The 18,776-nt window shown below is 42.4% G+C and carries 23 protein-coding genes; 5 read left to right on the top strand and 18 right to left on the bottom strand.

What is annotated here, in order from left to right; all coding sequences use genetic code 11:
* Positions 1–101: 101 nt before the first annotated feature.
* From METVE_RS0101365 to METVE_RS0101350, 4 genes are read right to left on the bottom strand one after another with little or no spacing between them, the layout of a single operon-like run.
* On the bottom strand, positions 102–749 hold the full coding sequence (locus METVE_RS0101365; RefSeq protein WP_020166654.1) for a deoxynucleoside kinase: 648 nt from the start codon (positions 747–749) through the stop codon (positions 102–104).
* Complete coding sequence (gene folK / locus METVE_RS0101360; protein WP_020166653.1) at positions 746–1,264, bottom strand: 2-amino-4-hydroxy-6-hydroxymethyldihydropteridine diphosphokinase; 519 nt, start codon at positions 1,262–1,264, stop codon at positions 746–748. Before folK ends, METVE_RS0101365 begins: the two co-directional genes overlap by 4 nt.
* Complete coding sequence (gene pcnB, locus METVE_RS0101355; protein WP_020166652.1) at positions 1,264–2,643, bottom strand: polynucleotide adenylyltransferase PcnB; 1,380 nt, start codon at positions 2,641–2,643, stop codon at positions 1,264–1,266. Before pcnB ends, folK begins: the two co-directional genes overlap by 1 nt.
* Positions 2,644–2,649: 6 nt before the next feature.
* The gene (locus METVE_RS0101350; protein ID WP_020166651.1) at positions 2,650–3,201 is read right to left on the bottom strand and encodes a cob(I)yrinic acid a,c-diamide adenosyltransferase; all 552 of its coding nucleotides are present in this window, start codon (positions 3,199–3,201) and stop codon (positions 2,650–2,652) included.
* A gap of 49 nt (positions 3,202–3,250) precedes the next feature.
* Between METVE_RS0101350 and murI the strand changes: the two genes are divergently transcribed.
* Together murI and METVE_RS12640 are read left to right on the top strand one after the other, a co-directional pair.
* Positions 3,251–4,081, top strand: a complete 831-nt coding sequence (gene murI, locus METVE_RS0101345; protein WP_020166650.1) for a glutamate racemase — start codon at positions 3,251–3,253, stop codon at positions 4,079–4,081.
* A 171-nt stretch (positions 4,082–4,252) separates the two neighbouring features.
* Entirely contained in the window at positions 4,253–4,411 is a 159-nt protein-coding gene (locus METVE_RS12640) for an entericidin A/B family lipoprotein (protein WP_020166649.1), read from the top strand.
* 60 nt (positions 4,412–4,471) lie between these two features.
* Here METVE_RS12640 and METVE_RS0101335 read toward each other — a convergent pair whose 3' ends face one another.
* Genes METVE_RS0101335 through METVE_RS0101320 form a run of 4 tightly spaced genes read right to left on the bottom strand, consistent with a single transcriptional unit; the run spans position 4,472 to position 7,210 of the window.
* Positions 4,472–4,618, bottom strand: coding sequence for a hypothetical protein (locus tag METVE_RS0101335; RefSeq protein WP_020166648.1), 147 nt, complete (start codon positions 4,616–4,618; stop codon positions 4,472–4,474).
* Positions 4,615–6,009 carry a leucine-rich repeat-containing protein kinase family protein gene (locus METVE_RS0101330; RefSeq protein WP_232415353.1) on the bottom strand — a complete coding sequence of 465 codons (1,395 nt, stop codon included), beginning with the start codon at positions 6,007–6,009 and terminating at the stop codon, positions 4,615–4,617. Before METVE_RS0101330 ends, METVE_RS0101335 begins: the two co-directional genes overlap by 4 nt.
* A 46-nt stretch (positions 6,010–6,055) precedes the next feature.
* Positions 6,056–6,244: a zinc-finger domain-containing protein gene (locus METVE_RS0101325; protein ID WP_020166645.1), complete on the bottom strand. Its 189-nt coding sequence runs from the start codon at positions 6,242–6,244 to the stop codon at positions 6,056–6,058.
* A gap of 21 nt (positions 6,245–6,265) precedes the next feature.
* Positions 6,266–7,210, bottom strand: coding sequence for a branched-chain amino acid transaminase (locus METVE_RS0101320; protein ID WP_020184151.1), 945 nt, complete (start codon positions 7,208–7,210; stop codon positions 6,266–6,268).
* A gap of 119 nt (positions 7,211–7,329) precedes the next feature.
* Between METVE_RS0101320 and METVE_RS0101315 the strand changes: the two genes are divergently transcribed.
* Entirely contained in the window at positions 7,330–7,923 is a 594-nt protein-coding gene (locus tag METVE_RS0101315) for an SCO family protein (RefSeq protein ID WP_020166643.1), read from the top strand.
* Positions 7,924–7,983: 60 nt separating this feature from the next.
* Here METVE_RS0101315 and METVE_RS0101310 read toward each other — a convergent pair whose 3' ends face one another.
* The 7 genes from METVE_RS0101310 to lnt all read right to left on the bottom strand — a co-directional run bounded on the left by METVE_RS0101310 (position 7,984) and on the right by lnt (position 15,091).
* Entirely contained in the window at positions 7,984–8,319 is a 336-nt protein-coding gene (locus tag METVE_RS0101310) for a DUF805 domain-containing protein (protein ID WP_020166642.1), read from the bottom strand.
* 74 nt (positions 8,320–8,393) lie between these two features.
* Positions 8,394–9,104: a M48 family metallopeptidase gene (locus METVE_RS0101305; protein WP_020166641.1), complete on the bottom strand. Its 711-nt coding sequence runs from the start codon at positions 9,102–9,104 to the stop codon at positions 8,394–8,396.
* Positions 9,105–9,106: 2 nt separating this feature from the next.
* Positions 9,107–9,820 (bottom strand): lysophospholipid acyltransferase family protein, encoded by a 714-nt coding sequence (locus METVE_RS0101300; protein ID WP_020166640.1) that lies wholly within the window; start codon positions 9,818–9,820, stop codon positions 9,107–9,109.
* A gap of 38 nt (positions 9,821–9,858) precedes the next feature.
* Entirely contained in the window at positions 9,859–10,416 is a 558-nt protein-coding gene (gene gmhB, locus METVE_RS0101295) for a D-glycero-beta-D-manno-heptose 1,7-bisphosphate 7-phosphatase (protein ID WP_020166639.1), read from the bottom strand.
* Positions 10,417–10,434: 18 nt separating this feature from the next.
* Entirely contained in the window at positions 10,435–12,552 is a 2,118-nt protein-coding gene (gene glyS, locus METVE_RS0101290; RefSeq protein WP_026361960.1) for a glycine--tRNA ligase subunit beta, read from the bottom strand.
* Between the two features lie 74 nt (positions 12,553–12,626).
* Positions 12,627–13,547, bottom strand: coding sequence for a glycine--tRNA ligase subunit alpha (glyQ, locus tag METVE_RS0101285; RefSeq protein ID WP_020166637.1), 921 nt, complete (start codon positions 13,545–13,547; stop codon positions 12,627–12,629).
* A gap of 38 nt (positions 13,548–13,585) precedes the next feature.
* On the bottom strand, positions 13,586–15,091 hold the full coding sequence (gene lnt / locus METVE_RS0101280) for an apolipoprotein N-acyltransferase (protein WP_232415542.1): 1,506 nt from the start codon (positions 15,089–15,091) through the stop codon (positions 13,586–13,588).
* A gap of 189 nt (positions 15,092–15,280) precedes the next feature.
* On the opposite strand from lnt, the gene mscL reads away from it, so the two are divergent.
* The gene (gene mscL / locus METVE_RS0101275) at positions 15,281–15,691 is read left to right on the top strand and encodes a large conductance mechanosensitive channel protein MscL (protein WP_020166635.1); all 411 of its coding nucleotides are present in this window, start codon (positions 15,281–15,283) and stop codon (positions 15,689–15,691) included.
* Between the two features lie 95 nt (positions 15,692–15,786).
* Here mscL and METVE_RS0101270 read toward each other — a convergent pair whose 3' ends face one another.
* From METVE_RS0101270 to ybeY, 3 genes are all read right to left on the bottom strand, one after another.
* Positions 15,787–16,257 (bottom strand): hypothetical protein, encoded by a 471-nt coding sequence (locus tag METVE_RS0101270; protein WP_020166634.1) that lies wholly within the window; start codon positions 16,255–16,257, stop codon positions 15,787–15,789.
* A 131-nt stretch (positions 16,258–16,388) separates the two neighbouring features.
* The gene (locus METVE_RS0101265; protein WP_020166633.1) at positions 16,389–17,261 is read right to left on the bottom strand and encodes an HlyC/CorC family transporter; all 873 of its coding nucleotides are present in this window, start codon (positions 17,259–17,261) and stop codon (positions 16,389–16,391) included.
* Between the two features lie 9 nt (positions 17,262–17,270).
* Positions 17,271–17,708 carry an rRNA maturation RNase YbeY gene (ybeY, locus tag METVE_RS0101260; RefSeq protein ID WP_020166632.1) on the bottom strand — a complete coding sequence of 146 codons (438 nt, stop codon included), beginning with the start codon at positions 17,706–17,708 and terminating at the stop codon, positions 17,271–17,273.
* Between the two features lie 43 nt (positions 17,709–17,751).
* On the opposite strand from ybeY, the gene METVE_RS0101255 reads away from it, so the two are divergent.
* Positions 17,752–18,747, top strand: coding sequence for a class 1 fructose-bisphosphatase (locus tag METVE_RS0101255; protein WP_020166631.1), 996 nt, complete (start codon positions 17,752–17,754; stop codon positions 18,745–18,747).
* The last annotated feature ends 29 nt before the right edge of the window (positions 18,748–18,776 follow it).

The raw sequence follows: 18,776 nt of genomic DNA, 5'->3' as shown, positions 1-18,776 counted from the left end.
CTCGTTAATCATATGCAAATATCTTATAACGGATAGTCTACTAATTACTAATTAGCCACAATAGCCCGATTGGGCCGTAGTCAGGGTGTTTGGCTTCGAGCTTAGTCGAAATTTGGATTGAAATATTCGCGGCTACTTTTAATCTGCATAATTCTATCGACTAACAGATTAAGCGCGCTTTCATCTTTGATAATATTGAGTTTTTCATTATTTACAATCAATACAGGAGATGTATCGTAAGTGTGAAAAAACTCACTGTAAGCATCCGCTAAGCGCTCAATATATTCCAGTGGGATTTCTTGTTCGTAACTAATGTTGCGTTCTTCAATGCGCTCGGCGAGTTCTTCAATCGGTGTTTGCAGATAAATCACTAAATCTGGTTTGGGTGATTTTAATTGTAAGTGTGTATAAATTTGGTGATACAGCGCATATTCTTCGTCATCCAAATTCAGTCGTGCGAATAGCGGGTCCTTTTCTAAAAAGAAATCGGCGACAGTTGGCGCTGAAAATAAATCGCGCTGCGTCATATCCGCGATTTGGCGTGAACGTTGAAACAAGAAAAACAATTGTGTGGGTAACGCATAGCGTTGTGCATCTTGATAAAAACGTGGCAAAAATGGATTTGATTCAGCCTTTTCGCTTAGCAATTGCACCGAAAACTTGTCTGCCAATAATTTAGCCAGCGTGGTTTTTCCGCTGCCAATTGGGCCTTCAATCACGATATAGGGATATTTATTGAATATGCTCATTGTGAACCATCTAATTTCTGAATGCCTTGATTTAAATACTTTTGCGCTAATTTTACAACATTGCCGTGATTTGGAATGGATAAATCTGGCGCAATTTCTGCCAAAGGTAATAATACAAAGCCACGCAAATGCATGCGAGGGTGCGGCAGCGTGAGTTTTTGTGACAGCACTTCAATATTGTCATAGCACAATAAATCACAATCTAAAACGCGCGGAGCGTTGGCAAATGGGCGCTCGCGACCCGCTTGATTTTCAATTGCCAATAGCGCATCCATCAGCTCAATTGGACTTAAAGTGGTGCGAATTTCGGCTGTGGCATTAATGAAATCTGGCTGATTTTCATAACCGACGGGTTCGCTTTGATAGAGACTAGAAGTCTGAATTAAGCTGGATTGAGTTAATTGGCTTAATGCAATAAAAGCCTGTTTAATTTGCAAAATAGGGTTTTGTAAGTTGCTACCCAACGCAATGTAAGCGGTATGTTGCTGTGCTTTATTTGTCTGTATTTCTTGCATCAATGAATAGAATCCAGCACGACTTTATCAGTAGAAGTGGTTTTTTTACGGCTGCGTTTGCGGCGTTTTTTAGGGCTGGTATCTGGCAATAACATCGCGGTACGTTCTTCTGAATTCGCATCGGCAAATGCAGTCCACCAAGTGCCGAGTTCTGCATCAATTTCACCAGAATCGCAACGCAACAGTAAAAAGTCATAGCCGGCACGATAGCGCGGATGCTCTAAAATGCCAAAAGGCCGTTTACCTGCGCGCTGTTCAAAACGCGGTTGCAAGCCCCAGATTTCTTTCATGGTCGCGGTATGGCGATTATGAATGGCCAATTTTTCGGCTTGCGTTGCAATCACTTCATTCATCGCCATATGCAGGGCAGGGATAAAACTTTCACCTTTGTCTTGATACGATTGCCAAGCGGTTAATACCTCATGCCACAGTAAACAGGCGAATAAGAAGCTAGGGTTAGCTGATTTGCCTATCGAAATACGGTCATCGGTATTTTTAAGCGCCAACATCACGAATTTTTCGCCTAGTGGTTGTTCCAGCACGACATCCAACATGGGCAATAAGCCATGATGTAAATGTTGTGCACGCAAGGCATTGACACTTTCAATGGCGTGGCCAGATAAAAAGAGTTTTAGCATTTCATCAAACAAGCGGCTTGGTGGAACGTCTTGCAATAAATTAGCATTTTTAGCGATAGGTGCTTGGGTCGCAGCATCGATTTTTAAGCCAAGTTTTGCAGATAATCGCACTGCACGCAGCATACGCACAGGGTCTTCTTGATAGCGTGTAAGCGGATCACCAATCATGCGCAATACATTGGTTTTGATATCCGCCACGCCATTGTGAAAATCTAGCACTTCTTGATTGGCCGGGTTGTAATACAGTGCATTAGCCGTAAAGTCGCGTCGCGCAGCATCATTTTCTAAACTGCCAAAAATATTGTCGCGCAGAATACGCCCACTATCGTTGGTTTTTGCATCGCCATCTGCTTGGTGATTGCCACGGAAAGTCGATACCTCAATCGTTTCTTGTCCCCACAATACATGCACTAAACGAAAACGTCGGCCGATAATGCGCGAGCGGCGGAATACGCGATTAACTTCCTCTGGTGTGGCATTGGTGGCGATATCGAAATCTTTTGGCTTAACATTCAGTAGCAAGTCACGCACGGCGCCGCCGACAATAAACGCTTCAAATCCAGCTTTCTGTAAACCATCACAGGTTTTTAGTGCTGCTTGGGTGATTAAGTCTTTATTGATTTTGTGCGTCTTAGCCGTGATTTTTTTTGCCATGCTGGTGTCGATGCTGTCAGCTTGGTTAATGGCTAATACAGCCTTCGTTTTTTTGCTAAAAACTTTTTGCAGGAATCTTTTAATCATATTGATCTATTTCTTAAACTCATTTTTCCACAACACATCTGGCACGCCTGCTTCTTTATTTAATATGCGGCACAGCACAAATAATAAATCCGATAATCGATTGATATATTGCAGAGAAATATCGGTAATTTTTTCTTGTGCATTTAACGTCGTCATTTGGCGCTCGGCGCGTCTGCAAACCGTTCTGGCCAAATGGCAGTAGGCCGCAGCACGGCTACCGCCTGGTAAAATGAACTCTTTTAATGGGTTAAGAGTGTCGTTCCATTCGTCGAGCGCATTTTCTAAGGCGCTTACCCGTTCCGGTTTGATGAGGTCATAACCTGGCATGCAAATCTCGCCACCCATATCAAATAAATCATGCTGAACACGCGTTAAACAAACTTTGATCTTGTCCGACACTGGCTCTGTTAATAGTAAGCCAATCACTGAATTCAACTCATCTACATCGCCCATCGCCACCACACGCAAGCTATCTTTCGCAACGCGTGTGCCATCACCCAAGCCTGTGGTGCCCGCATCGCCAGTGCGCGTGTAAATTTTGCTAAGCCTATTTGCCATTTAAAATCCTATATAATTCAAGCATTATAAATCATCCAAACCTATTTCGATGACTTCACTTTCATTGAATGCGCTTTCCGCCAACAACAGTAAAAACCCAATCGGCGTGTTTGATTCTGGCGTTGGTGGCATCTCGGTTTTAAAGCATATTCACACGTTATTGCCGCATGAAGATTTGCTTTATGTGGCCGATAGCAAATACGCACCTTATGGCAGCAGAACGCCTGTAGAAATCACCGCACGTTGCTTTGAAATCGCCGATTATCTAATCTCCAAAAATGCCAAAGCTTTAGTGGTTGCCTGCAACACGGCCACGGCGGCGGCGATTGACGCGATGCGCGCAAAATATGATTTGCCAATTATTGGGATGGAACCCGCCGTGAAACCTGCTGCTGCTGCCACCCAAAACGGCATTATTGGTGTATTGGCAACAGTGGGTACACTCAAAAGTGCGCAATTTGCAGCGTTGCTCGAAAGCTATGGCCGTAATGTAGAAGTGGTGACGCAAGCCTGTGTCGGGTTGGTTGAGTGTGTTGAGCGGGGTGAATTAAGTAATCAAAGCACGCTTGAACTAATTCAGCAATATTGCAAACCGTTGTTGGATGAAGGCGCAGATACCATTGTTTTGGGTTGCACACATTACCCGTTTGTGCGGCCGCTGATTGAGCGGGTGGTTGGATCAAACGTTACCTTGATTGATACAGGCGCAGCAGTGGCAAAGCATTTGCAAAAACGTTTGTCAGCGCTCAATTTGCTGGTTGAGCCCAAACATTCAAATCAGCTTTCCAGTCTAATTTTTTGGACTAATAGCGAAGCAGCAAATCCTCAACAGATTATCAAACAATTATGGGGTAAAACTGCACCGGTAAACTTCTTGTAATCGTCATATTATTTAGTTACTGAATAACTTAGAATTGCTCTGTGCGTTATCGCACAGAGTTGCTTTTTATTACACGCCACAATGCTCGCAAGAAGGCTTAGCAGAGGATTGCTACTCACTTCTAATTTATTTTACTTTTATGATTGCTCGTACTTTTTTTGGAGGTTTACCATGATTAAAAAAACATTTACGTCCTTATTTGCTATTTTGTTTTTAGCTGGCACAATGGCTGCGATTTCTGGCTGTAATACTGTAGAAGGTGCGGGTAAAGATATTGAAAAAGGTGGTGCAGCTATCAAAAATAAAGCAAGCGAAGAAAAAAATAACTAAATTGTCGTGTTGCTTGTAGCTTACTGCTTGCAACTTTGACTTGTTATAAAAAGTGATTAGTTAATTAATCGCTTTTAAATGCTCAAAAGCTAATGCTCGTAAAAGTGCATTAGCTTTTTTATTGGAATATTTTGATGTCAGCTTTGATGCTGATTGTAAATAACTTTGAATGTTAAATTCGCTTAACTCTACTGCAATCCATTTCACTGTACTCTCATTATTCTCGCTTCAATCGCCTCAAACAAAGGTCTGCTCGCATTCGTTTCTTGTGCACATTCTCTTTGTAACTGCCAAAGGTTTTTAATGGTAAGTATTTGTTTAATATCGTTATTTAAAGTATTGATGTCTTCAATGCGATTAAGTAATTCTTCCAGCAAGCAAGCAAACGCATGCGATTCAATACGCTGAAGTTGCTCAGATTGCTTAGGATTATCTTGCGGCAAAAATGAAGCAGCGCCGAAATCACTTAATAGCGTGCTGGATTCAGCATTGCTATGCGGGTTGCTCAATATATTATGCGCATATAAATCGCCGTGCGTCATCCTGTTCGCATGCAAATGCGCGACAGCAGAAGCAACGCTGTGCGCAATACTTAACACTTTTTTTAGGTCAAATTTTGTGTCATTTGCATATACATCGCGGCTGCAAGATTCAAAGCTGGGTGGGTTTGCCAATACCGTTAAATCTGCATCCATTAATGGCATCACCATTCCAGCCTGTTCATTTGGGTGATGCGCAACAACGCCGCACATGCCCAATAAATTAGGGTGTTGACCAGCAAGTGTTGCGGCATGAATTTCACAGCGCGGCAAGCCATCACTGGTTAAATCTGCTTTAAACATTTTGACTGCAACATCACTCGTTTGACGAACGCTCATTTGAGGTTGCTTAACTTGCAATTGAGCTTGATAAATAAGCCCTGACGCGCCTTCACCCAATAGTTGCTGTATCTCAAGGTCGTTCCAATCGACTTGTGGAATATCATGCTGAGCGATTAAATGTTCCTCTATTCTGTCGCTAAACGGATTGCCTGCATACGCCAGCCAGCTTAGTTTGGGTAAATCCAATAACCATTCCGGTAATGATTCAAACCGATTAGCCGAGATTCTTAGCAATTCTAATTTTCGACAATTAGCTAGAGTTTCTGGTAATTCGCTCAGTTGGTTGCCAGCCAGCATTAGCTTTTGCATGTGCTGGCAATCGCCAATCGCAACTGGTAATTTGGTGAGTGCGTTATCCGTTAAGATTAACCAGCGTAGTGTTGCAGTAGGTATTGCGGAGTTTGAAAACGCTTTGATTTTATTGGCCTTAAAGCCAATCATGCTCAAATTTTCGCATCGCCCTAATACTTCAGGCACATGTGTAAATTGGTTGGATGAGCAAAACAGAATCCGCAGTTTATGCAGCTTATTTAAATCGTCTGGTAAGGAATTGAGTGCATTGCCGGATAAGTCGAGTATTTCTAAGGTGTCGGCCAGTGTGAAAATTTCTACTGGAAACTGGGTTAATCCGCAGCTGAGTTTAAGGCGCTTGCTACCGATTAGTTTGCCTGCTTTAAGCAGACTTAAAGTATCTTCTTGCAGGGGATTGATTTTCAAAAAGCGTGATGTTGAGTTAGCTTGATTATGTAAGTTTAATTATGGTTTAGTGATGCGAAATCACTTCGCCAGCTTTGAGCCGATATTTAGTGCCACAGTAAGGGCAAGCGACTTGCCCCGTTGCCGCGATATCTAAAAACACACGTGGATGACTTGCCCAAAGCGCTACCTCTTTAGTAGGGCAGTGCAAGGGCAGGTCTTTTGCAGTAATTTCTATTTCTTTAACGTCAGACATTTATCTTCTTTCGAACGCTATTTAAACTAACGTTAACCAATCTGCATGTTTAGCAGACTTTCCTGTAACTGCGTCAAAGTACATTTTCTGTAATTGTTTAGTCACTGGGCCAGCTGTGCCTGTGCCGATATTGCGGCGATCTAGTTCACGGATTGGTGTCACTTCAGCCGCTGTGCCAGTAAAGAACGCTTCATCTGCTGAATATACTTCATCACGCGTGATACGTTTTTCAATTACTTGCAAGCCAATTTCGCCGGCTAATTGCACGATTGTGTCGCGCGTAATACCTTCTAACGCAGAGGTTAAATCTGGCGTGTAAAGTTTACCGTTACGCACGATAAAAACATTCTCACCAGAACCTTCAGCCACAAAACCATCCACGTCTAATAACAATGCTTCATCGTATCCATCTTGCGCTGCTTCTTGGTGCGCTAAGATAGAGTTCATGTAATTGCCGTTGGCTTTGGCTTTGCACATGGTGATGTTTACATGGTGACGTGAGAATGAAGACGTTTTAACGCGAATACCGTTATCCAGCGCTTCTTGGCCCATGTACGCTCCCCATTTCCAAGCAGCAACAATCACATGCGTAGACAATGTTTTAGCTGAAATGCCCATCGCCTCAGCGCCGTAAAACGCCATTGGGCGCATATAAGCGGACTCTAAATTGTTTTCACGCACGGCTGCTTTTTGCGCTTCCATCAACTCTTCTTTGGTGAATGGCATTTTCATGCCCAAGATGTGCGCGCTACGGAAAAGTCTGTCTGTATGTTCTTTTAAGCGGAAAATCGCAGTGCCTTTGTCGGTTTTGTATGCACGCACGCCTTCAAAAACGCCCATGCCGTAATGCAAAGTGTGTGTCAGTACGTGGGTGGTGGCATCGCGCCAGTTCACCATTTTACCGTCATACCAAATTACGCCGTCGCGGTCTGCCATACCGCCAGAAGTTGTTGCTGGGTTTGCCATACTTTTCCTTAAAGCTCTAAATTTTGCAAAACCATTATTGTAAACTAAAGGGTGAACTTCTCTATGCATGTTAAAATCAAAATGTTGAATAAATACAGTGTTTAATTGGAGTTTTAGTGATGAAAAAGTTATTGTTAGTTGGCTTGGTTTTGTTTTTAAGCGCGTGCAACCCAAATGCGCAGTCAGGCACAGGGAGTAAAACAGGCGGTTTTGTTGGTACGGATATTACTGGCGCAGACTTTCCAAAACCGTTGGCATTGACCGACCACAACGGCAAAAAGCGCACCATGAGCGACTTTAAAGGCAAAGTAGTGACGCTATTTTTTGGCTATACACATTGTCCAGATGTATGCCCAACGACGATGAGCGACTTAAAACAAACCATGAAATTGTTGGGCGATAAAGCTGACCAAGTACAGGTGGTTTTTGTCACAGTAGATCCACAACGTGATACACAACAAGTGTTGGCGCAATTTGTGCCATCGTTTGACCCGCGTTTTATTGGTTTATGGGGCAGCTTGCAAGAGACTGCCGAAACATTGGGTAACTTTAAAATTTACTATTCGAAAGTCGAGGGTAAAGTCAAAGGTGATTACACGGTTGACCATAGTGCAGGTATGTATGTGTTTGATAAAACAGGAAAAATTCGGCTATATTTAGATTATGGTCAAAAACCAGCAGATATCGCGAGTGATCTTACTAAGTTAATGTAAAACTGAAAGTAATAAAAACTTAAGTTGATGTAAAAAGGGGCGGTTAGCCCCTTTTTTATGCTAGTTCGCAGGAGGCGTACCGTATTGGTTATCGCCAGTATCACCAGGTTGTGCGAGTAAGTAAATCATGTATATCCAGCCTAGTATCGGAATTAGCCAAATCAATTGCATCCAGCCACTTTTGTTTAAATCATGCAATCTACGTGAGCCAACGGCAAGTGAGGGCAACAAAGTAGCTAACGAAAATAACCAAGAAACACCGCTACCAACAGCCTCTAATAATAGTGACAGGATTGCGCAAAATAGTGCAAACCACCAAAATTCTGGACGTTTGGCGCGCCCTGAAAAATCCGCATATTTAGCAAAACATAGCTTGATTGAATCAGTAAAAGACATGACTTACTCCCCTTTTTATATTGAGCAACGAAGATTGCGTTATCAAGCTAACATAAAATAGCGGACGGGTAAAATTACATGCGGTGCAATTGTGGCGATAAAGTTTTTAATTCTTTCTCCGCCATTTTATAGTTGGGAAACAAGCTTTCAACCACAGCCCAAAACTTGGCTGAGTGATTCATTTGTTTTAAATGTGCTAATTCGTGGCAAATCACATAGTTGATAATATGTGGCGGAGCCTGTAACAGGCGCCAATTCAGCCGCACTTCACCGCGACTATTGCAACTTCCCCAGCGCGATTTTGCGTTGGATAATGTTAAAGGCGGCGTTGGTACACCTAACTTAGCCGCTAGAATTTCTAATCGGCGGCTAAAATCTAAACCAGCTTGCTTTTGATACCATTGAATAATTTTGCGCTGGATGAGTGTCTGATTATCAGGTGTTGGTGTAGCTAAAGTCAGTGTGTTTGCATCAAATGCAGGTGATTTATTGCTATGGTTCTTCACAATACTTAACTGAATATCTTGGCCCAAATACAGTAAGTTTTCACCATTGTCCCAGTTAATCGCATCGACTTGATTCGCCGCGCGCGCTTGCAACTTATTGATAATCCAGCCTGATTTTTCCTGCAAAATCTGATTTAACTGAAAAGCAAAAATGCGTTTTGGCGCATGTACTACCAAGCCATCGGCTGTAATCTTTAAACCAACCGTGCGACGTTGACGATGTTCTAATAAAAACGAAATCGTTTCGCCATTGGCTAAAGTTAATACTTGATTAGCCATGTTTACAATGCGCTATTTAAAACAAGCATTTCAGCTTCAATCCACGCTTCAGTTAATTGGTTCGCCGCATCAGCTTTTAAACCTGTCGTCTGAATTGGCTGCCCAATATGGATTTGAATGATGCCCGGTTTTTTTATAAAACTATTCTTAGCCCAAAACTCGCCGGCGTTGTGCGCTACTGGCAAAATTTGTGTGTTAGCGTGCGTGGCAAGCCATGCACCGCCAATATGATATTTGCCGCGTTCACCTGGTGATTTTCGAGTACCTTCAGGGAAAATCACTACCCACAAACCTTTGTTGAGTCTATCTTTACCAATGGACACTAATTTTTTCAAGGCTTCACGACCTGCGCTACGATCAATCGCAATGGGCGAACTCATGGCTAAACCCCAGCCAAAAATAGGAATCCACAATAACTCACGCTTCATCACGTAAGATTGCTCAGGGAATATCGCCTGAAAAGCCAATGTTTCCCATGCGGATTGATGCTTCGATAAAATGATGCTGGGTGTGCTGGGCATATTTTCTAAGCCGCTGATTTTATGCGTGATATTGCAAGTGATGCGTAGCCACCAAATCATACTGCGCGCCCAGCCGGAGATTAAATAATTCCGCATGATGGGATTGAACGGTAGGGCAAGCAGTGCAACAAGGGTGAAAATAGGCGCAGTGATAACCTGACCTAAAAAAAACAATACTGAGCGTAAAAATAACATTATCTTAATCGTGTTCTAAGTTTCTTAAACAATATAACTTATGCATGCTCAGCAATAATATGTTGTACCGCTTCGGATAAATCGGCAAATATCAACGTGTTTTTTGGCAGTGCTTTATCAGGTAATTGACCTTGTATCAGCGTTTCTTCACCTTTGCCGGTTTTTACCAATATCGGCTTGCAGCCTGCATCTGCAAACGCTTTTAAGTCACGATAAGCATCGCCGATGCCATATACTTCGTTCAGTTCTACAGAAAATCGACGGCCAATATCTTCTATCATGCCAGTTTTAGGTTTGCGGCAATTACAGTGATCATCCGCCGCATGCGGGCAATAAAATAGCGCGTCGATTCGCCCACCAACTAATGCCAGCGAACGATGCATTTTGTCATGAATGCTGTTCAGTGTGACCATATCAAACAAACCACGAGCAATGCCAGATTGGTTGGTGGCCAACGCCACGCGAAAGCCTGATTGATTCAGCAGCGCAATCGCCTCTAAACTACCAGAAATCGGAATCCACTCATTTGGATTTTTGATAAAATTGGCGGAATCAAGGTTAATGACGCCGTCTCTATCTAAAATGACCAGTTTCACGTTTACCTGCCTATCATTTTAATTAGCCAACTTGGATAAATCCGCAACGCGATTCATGGTTTGGTGCAATGTCGCCAACAAGCCTAAACGATTCGCTTTTAGTGCAGCATCATCCGCATTCACCATCACGTTATCGAAGAAATCATCCACAGGTGATTTTAATGCCGCTAAAGCTTTAAGTGAGCCAGTGTAATCGCCACTTTCAAACAGCTTATCAGCTTCTGGTTTTACGTTACTTAACGCTTTATTTAGCGCAATTTCTGCAGGTTCTTGTAATAATTTAGTGTTAACTTCCGCTTTTACTTCGCCTTCTACTTTTTTCAAAATATTGCTGACCCGCTTGTTTGCGGCGGCTAAGGCTGGAGCTTCTGAAAGATTCGAGAAAGTACGAACAGCTTCTAATTTTAATGGGATTTCTTTCAATCTATCTGGAGCTAAAGATAACACCGCATCGACTTCTTGTGGGCTAAAGCCTTGGTCACGTAAATTGACACTTAATCGATCAAAACAGAACTCTTGAATTGCGATGGCAACTGGTTGGTTGCTATCAAAGTCTTTAGCAATTGTTTCAATCAAAGCACCAAATGAAAATGGTAGTTTTGCATCTATCAAAATTCTAATAATTCCCAATGCTTGCCTACGCAAAGCGAAAGGATCTTTGTCCCCAGTAGGTTTTTCACCTATGCTGAATAAACCTACTAAAGTTTCTAATTTATCTGCCAAAGCTACACAAATACCTACTTGATTGCGTGGTAAATCATCACCAGAAAAGCGCGGTTTATAATGGTCTTCAATTGCATAAGCAACGTCATTATCTAAACCCTCATATTGTGCATAATAGCGCCCCATAATGCCTTGTAATTCTGGAAATTCGCTCACCATATCGGTAATTAGGTCAGATTTCGAAAGTTTTGCTGCTAGTTCCACTTTAGTTATTAGACTTGTATCAGCTAACTTAGACGTTACAATCGAACTCGCAATTTGACGTGCAATTTTAACAACCCGTTGATTACGTTCGCCTTGGCTACCCAATTTGTTGTGATAAACCACTTTATCTAAACCCGCAATGCGGCTTTCTAGCGTCTTTTTACGGTCTTGATCAAAGAAGAATTTAGCATCGGCCAAACGTGGACGCACAACGCGTTCATTACCGCCGATCACTGCGCTAGGGTCTTTGGGCGATATATTCGAAACGATTAAAAACTTGTTGGTAAGTTTGTTATTAGCATCTAAAAGAGGAAAGTATTTTTGATTCGCCTTCATGGTTAAAATCAAACATTCCTGTGGCACTTCCAGGTAAATTTCTTCAAATTGGCCAAGCAGAACATTCGGGCGTTCCACTAAAGCAGTCACTTCGTCCAACAATGCATCATCTTCAATTGGCTTCAGGTTTTGTTTGGCAGCGGCGGCATTTAATTGGCGAGTGATTTCAGCTTTTCTGCTGGCAAAACTCGCTATGACCGCGCCATCGTCTAATAGCTGCTTTTCATAACTATCTGCATTGTTAATAGTAATAATCGGCTGTTTTGCTTCAAAGCGGTGACCATGCGTCGTGTTGCTGGCGTTCAAACCAAGCGTACTAACTGGCACAATTGTTTCACCATGTAACGCAATCAAGCCATGCGCAGGGCGTACAAACTTCACACTTTCCCAGCCAGGGTTATCTGTGTTGCTATGCAACTGGTAGGTCATCACTTTTGGAATCGGCAGTTTTGCCAGCGCTTCTTCAATCGCTTTTTGCAATGCATCTTTTAAAGTCGCACCAGATTGCAATACATCTAAAAACAACACATTGTTTTCATTTTTAAGTTGAGAAACTGCGCTTTCATCTGCACCTAAGGCTTGTAGTTTTTTAAGTAAAGCCGGGCTGGCATTGCCGTTAGCATCCAAACCTACATTAGCAGGCATCAGTTTTTGTGAGATTTGTTTATCAGCGCCTTTTTCAGCAACGTGTGTCACATGCGCGGCTAAGCGTCGCGGTGTCGCATATGCGGTCACAATAGAATTTTCAGCTGTTAAGCCTTGTGCTTTAAGCGAATCAAACAAGCTGCTGCTGAATGACTCCCCAAGCTTATTCAAAGCTTTTGGCGGTAGTTCTTCTACAAATAATTCTATTAATAAGTTTTTTACTGACATTTTTAATCCGTTAACTTCACCAATTATCATTTTTGACTTGTTTTTGATTTAAGCAGAAATGATATTTTTAATTATTAAGCTGCTTTTTTTGCAATCTCTGTCAGCACTTCATCGGCCCAATTTTTTGGCGCCATTGGGAAACCAAGTCTAGCGCGGCTATCTAGATAACTGGCGGCAACAGCGCGGGCGATGTTGCGAATTTTTCCGATATAGGCGGCACGTTCGGTGACTGAAATTGCACCTCTGGCATCTAGTAAATTAAACGTGTGTGCCGCTTTTAAAACTTGTTCATAAGCAGGCAGGGCAAGTTTTTGATCAACCAAATTTTGTGCTTGTTTTTCGTGCGCAGTAAATGCGGTAAATAGAAAATCTACGTCTGAATGTTCAAAATTATAGGTGGATTGTTCCACCTCATTTTGATGGAATACGTCGCCATATTTCACGTTCTCAGAATACTGTAAATCATAAACGCTATCGACGCCCTGCAAATACATGGCCAAACGCTCTAAACCGTATGTGATTTCGCCGGTAATTGGTTTGCAGTTAATGCCGCCAACTTGTTGAAAATAGGTGAATTGCGTGACTTCCATACCATTTAGCCAAACTTCCCAGCCCAAGCCCCATGCGCCCAAAGTCGGATTTTCCCAATCGTCCTCTACAAAGCGGATATCGTTTTGTTTTAAATCGAAACCGAGTGCCTCAAGCGAACCTAAATACAGCTCTAAAATATTGGCTGGCGCGGGTTTTAATACCACTTGATACTGGTAATAATGTTGCAAGCGGTTTGGATTCTCACCATAGCGCCCGTCTTTTGGGCGGCGGCTTGGTTGTACATAAGCGGCTTTCCACGGCTCTGGGCCAAGTGCGCGTAAAAAAGTGCCCGTGTGTGAAGTGCCTGCGCCAACTTCCATGTCATAAGGTTGCAACAACGCGCAGCCTTGCTTATCCCAATATTGTTGCAGGGTAAGGATGATTTGCTGAAAAGTTAATACCATAAAGTTAATTATTGTTACAGTAATTCAAAAAACTGATTTTACCTTACAAAGCTTGTTTTCCGCGACTGCTTAATCCAAGCAATCACCACTAAAGCCGCAAAACACAACACAATAAACGGCCAATTGCCCCAGCGCACATAAGGCGTGCTACCAGCATAACCTTGCGCGACTACATTCAGCGTTGTTTGAACATCATGAGGTGCATGCGCAATCACATAACCATGTACGTCAATCGCAGAGGTTGCGCCCGTATTGGTGGCGCGCAACATCATTCTGCCCGTTTCAAGCGCACGCGCTTGGCTAAACTGCATATGTTGATCTGCTGCGTAAGATTGACCATACCATGCATCATTACTGATATTCACTAACAGCGTTGCCGCAGGCAGTTGACGGATGATTTCTTCACCAAAAACGTCTTCGTAACACACATTAACCGCGACTTTTTGGTTGCCTAATTGCATGGGCGTTTGATATGCACCGCCGCGTGATAAATCACTTAATGGCATACTGAGCCAATCACGATAAATCCAGCCAAATACTTGTTTTAATGGAATAAACTCACCAAATGGTACCAAGTGGTTTTTGGCGTAGCTTTGGGTGGGCGACCTGCCAAAACTAAAAGCGCTATTAAAGTATTCATCAGTTTTTTCATTTAACTCGACCATGCCCACAATTATGTCACCATTGTTTTGCTTGGCGTGGTTGCTTAATGTATCCGTGATGCTGGCATCAAGTCGGCTGGAAATGACGGGAAGCGCGGTTTCTGGCAGTACAATCAATTGCGCTGTGCTTTGCTTTACCATATTGATATAGGTGTTAATAGTATTTTGTGCGGTATCGGCTGACCATTTTGTATCTTGTGCAATGTTGCCTTGAATCAGCGCTGTACTAATGGGTTCATTGGTTGGAGTTGTCCATTCGACCGCTTTTAACAAGCCGCCAGCCACCAATATTAAAACTAAAGATGCAACAGCGTTGCGTTTGCAAATGGCAGAAAAATTAGCTTGTGCCAACCAGCAGGCAATAATCGCTGCGACCAGCACTGTAATAACTGATACGCCATACACGCCGAAAATCGGCATATAACCAGCTAACGGACTGTGTGGCACTTGGCTGTAGCCCAAAGTTAACCATGGAAAACCAGTAAAAATCCAGCTGCGAACCCAATCTGATAATCCCCACAGAATAGGTGCACTAATCATTAAAAAGCCCAAACGTTTACTCAAATAGCCAACCGCTCCAACAAACAGTGCCATAAATGCACACAGGCAAAAGGTGGAGAAGCCTGCAAACCACCACGGCATGCCGCCGAAATCGTGCAGGCTTATATAAATCCAATAAATACCCACGACATATAAACCTAAGCCATATTGAAAGCCCAGTTTAAAAGCCGATTTGGCCGAGTCTGTTTTAAACCACAAATAAATAATGCCAACCAAAGACAAAATGGAAATAGGAAAAAAGTAAAAAGGCGCAAATGCCAATACGGTGAATGCGCCCAACAAATAAGGAATGACAAAACGAAATCGTGTGAAAAATTGCATCATTTGAGCGGATTGAAAATGTGAATAGCGCATTGTAATCAATTTACAATTATTTATGGCATTGCACATATTTATAGCTTGCACAACTAAACGTTGACAACAACTCAAGCTTAGTCCTATATTGCATTTTCTACACACGGTTTATTTTATTGATTCACTTGTTTTATTAAACTTCTAAGGGGAAGCGCGATGAGTATGGCATCAGAATTTAAGGACTTTATCAGTAAAGGCAACGTGATGGACCTAGCAGTAGGTGTCATTATCGGTGCGGCTTTCGGCAAGATTGTCGATTCGTTGGTAAACGATGTGATTATGCCAATCGCAGGCAAGATTTTCGGTGGCTTAGATTTCAGTAATATGTATATTCCGTTAAACGGCCAAGAAGTTGGCTTGGCTTTAGTCGAGGCAAAAAAAGCCGGCGCAGTATTGGCTTATGGTAACTTTATTACAGTGGTGTTAAATTTCATTATTCTGGCTTTTATCATTTTTCAAATGGTGAAGTTAGTCAACAGACTGAAAAAAGCAGAACCAGCAGCTGCGCCAGCTACACCAGATGACATTTTATTATTGCGTGAAATTCGCGATGCTTTGAAAAAATAGGCGGCCAATAAACTGACTGAAAATAGTTGGTTAATAAAATTAGTTAACATTAAAAAAGGACGCATATGCGTCCTTTTTTAATTGCATCATATTAATTATATTGCGGGTTTTTCTGCTGGCAACTCATAAGCCTGACCATTTTCTCTCTCAGTGCCATCATTATTTAAAAATACCACTTGCACTACTTTGTCATCAATAAAATCCAGTTCTGTGGTTTGATAATAAGTACCGTCGGCTGCTGTATTAATGTTGTGATATTGCCAAATTGAAGCCACCACTCTGCCAGAATCTTTCAATTTGATATCATCAGCTTTGGCTGGCTCGCCCAATTGTTCAATAATCTGTGCTTTGGTAAAGCTATTAATCGCATCCACAAATTCTTTTTCAGTCGTAGGGATTTGAGTCGGTTGTGTCAACGGTAATTGCGTTAACGGACTTTCTGCTAGTTGCTCGGGCACATCATCAGATAGCGGCAAAATGGTTGCCTCGACAGCATCTTCTGCAAAAACAGACGTAGGTAATAGCATCTGTGTAGACAACAAAGCAGCAATTAATAGTTTGTTCATTTACGTCTCCCTAACTGTTTTATTAAGAGATTAAAGCTGACTCTTTAGTTCAACACGGCTTGTTTAAAACACCTTGTTCAAACTATTTGGTTTAGATTCTCTTGAGGTGATTTTTTGAGCCAAATAAAGTGTTAAGTCGATTCGGCTGAGAATGGTTCTTCAGCCAGCACTTCAATCAAAATAGAATGTAAGCGCCTACTATCAGCTCTAACAACGGTAATGCTTAAATTATCCACCACAATATGGTCGCCACGTTTAGGTAAATGACCAAAACGATTCACGATTAATCCGCCGATTGTAGAATATTCTTCATCACTTAATTGCGTGCCTAAAGCCTCATTGAAATCGGCAATCTCGGTCAGCGCTTTAACGCGATAATGGCCTTGCGCGTCTTGAATGATATTGTCTTCGTCTTCGTCGTAATCGTACTCATCTTCAATATCGCCGACAATCTGTTCCAGCACATCTTCAATCGTCACCATGCCTGCCACGCCGCCGTATTCATCCACCACAATGGCGATATGATTACGATTGCTACGAAATTCTTTGAGTAAAATATTTAAGCGTTTGGATTCGGGAATAAATACGGCAGGGCGCAACATATCGCGTACTTCAAAATCCTCGCCCGCGTAATAGCGCAATAAGTCTTTGGCGAGCAAAATGCCAATCACATCATTTTTGTCATCTTCAATGACCGGAAAGCGTGAGTGCGCGGTTTCAATCACATGCGGGATAAAAGTTTCGGGTCGGTCGGTAATGTCGATGACATCCATTTGTGAACGCGGAATCATGATGTCGCGCACCTGCATTTCACTCACTTGTAGCACGCCTTCTATCATGGCGAGTGAGTCTGCATCCATTAAATGATTTTCATACGCGCCATGTAACAGCTCAACAAGCTGCTCACGATCTTCTGGTTCGCGTAGCAAGAAATTGCTTAGACGTTCTAATAAACTGGGTTTGTTGCTGGGTTTACTGCTTAAATTTTCCGACTCACTGGCCATTAAGGCGTCCTACGTAACAAGATAGGGGTTAGCATAACCTAATTTGCCTAAAATAGAAATTTCTAAGCTTTCCATTAACACCGCTTGCGGCTCGATTTCGTGGTCATAACCATGTAAATGCAACATGCCATGTACGGTTAAATGCGCATAATGCGCTTCCAGCGATTTTTGTTGAAATTGCGCTTCAGACTCAACCACAGGCGTGCAAATAATAATATCGCCCATTAAATGCGGCTCTTCTGTGAGCGGAAAAGTTAACACATTGGTCGCGTAATCTTTGCCACGATACATGCTATTCAGTTCACGACCTTCCTGCTCATCTACTAATCTAATTGTCACTTCGGTATCGACATTAATTGCCGCTTTTGCCCATTTTTGGAATTGTTTTTTAGTGGGTAAGTCTGTGCGCTGAGATGCGAATTGAGTGGTGATATGGAGTTTTGGCATGATTTGTAACGTAATTGAAGTGTTTAGATTATATAATTAAACCATGACACAAAATATGACGATTTCAACATTTTTAGCTCAACATCTGCAAGGCGAACACAGCGCTGAGCTGACTGCGATTTTGGACGATATTGCCGTTGCGGTTAAACAAATTGCCGTTGCAATCGATGCTGGTGCGATTGCTGGCAATATGGGCAGTTTAGTGACTGAGAATGTACAAGGTGAAGTGCAGAAGACGTTGGATGTACTGACCAACGATATTTTTATCGAGGCGATTCAGAAAAGCGGTTATATCGCGGGAATGGTTTCTGAAGAAGTCGTTGGCCCAATTAACTTAACCAATAGAAATGGTCAATATTTGTTATGTGTTGATCCGCTGGATGGTTCATCGAACGTGAACGTGAATATTTCAGTTGGTACGATATTTTCAGTATTAAAAGCTAAAAACAATCAGCCGGAATTAGCGGATTTTCTGCAAGCAGGTAAGGAACAGATTTGTGCGGGTTATGCCTTATACGGCACATCAACCATGTTTGTATTGACAGTTGGCAATGGCGTGAATGGATTTACGCTAGATAAAACAAGCAATACATTTGTATTAACCCATCCGCAGATGCAAATTCAGCCAGACACTAAAGAGTTTGCGATCAATATGTCCAACTATCGTTTTTGGCAAGAACCAGTGCAGCGCTATATTGATGAGTGTTTGCAGGGCACGGAAGGTGAGCGCGATAAAGATTTTAATATGCGCTGGGTGGCGTCAATGGTGGCAGAAGTGCATCGTATATTGGTGCGCGGCGGTGTGTTTATGTATCCCAGTGATGCCAGAGCCAAAATGGGTAAACTGCGATTAATGTACGAAGCTAACCCGATGAGTTTTATTGTGGAACAAGCTGGTGGCGGTTCTACGACTGGTTTGCAACGCGTGTTAGAAGTGAGCCCGACTGGTATCCATCAACGTGTGCCGATTATGTTGGGTAGCAAAAACGAGATTGATAGAATCGCTAGCTACCATCAGAAAAAATCTAAGCGTAAATAATGAATTGAGCTTGGCTTTTGGCTTAATTT

The organism is Methylotenera versatilis 79 (assembly GCF_000384375.1).
GTDB classification, from domain to species: domain Bacteria; phylum Pseudomonadota; class Gammaproteobacteria; order Burkholderiales; family Methylophilaceae; genus Methylotenera_A; species Methylotenera_A versatilis_B.
This window is presented reverse-complemented; position numbering and strand designations above follow the sequence as displayed.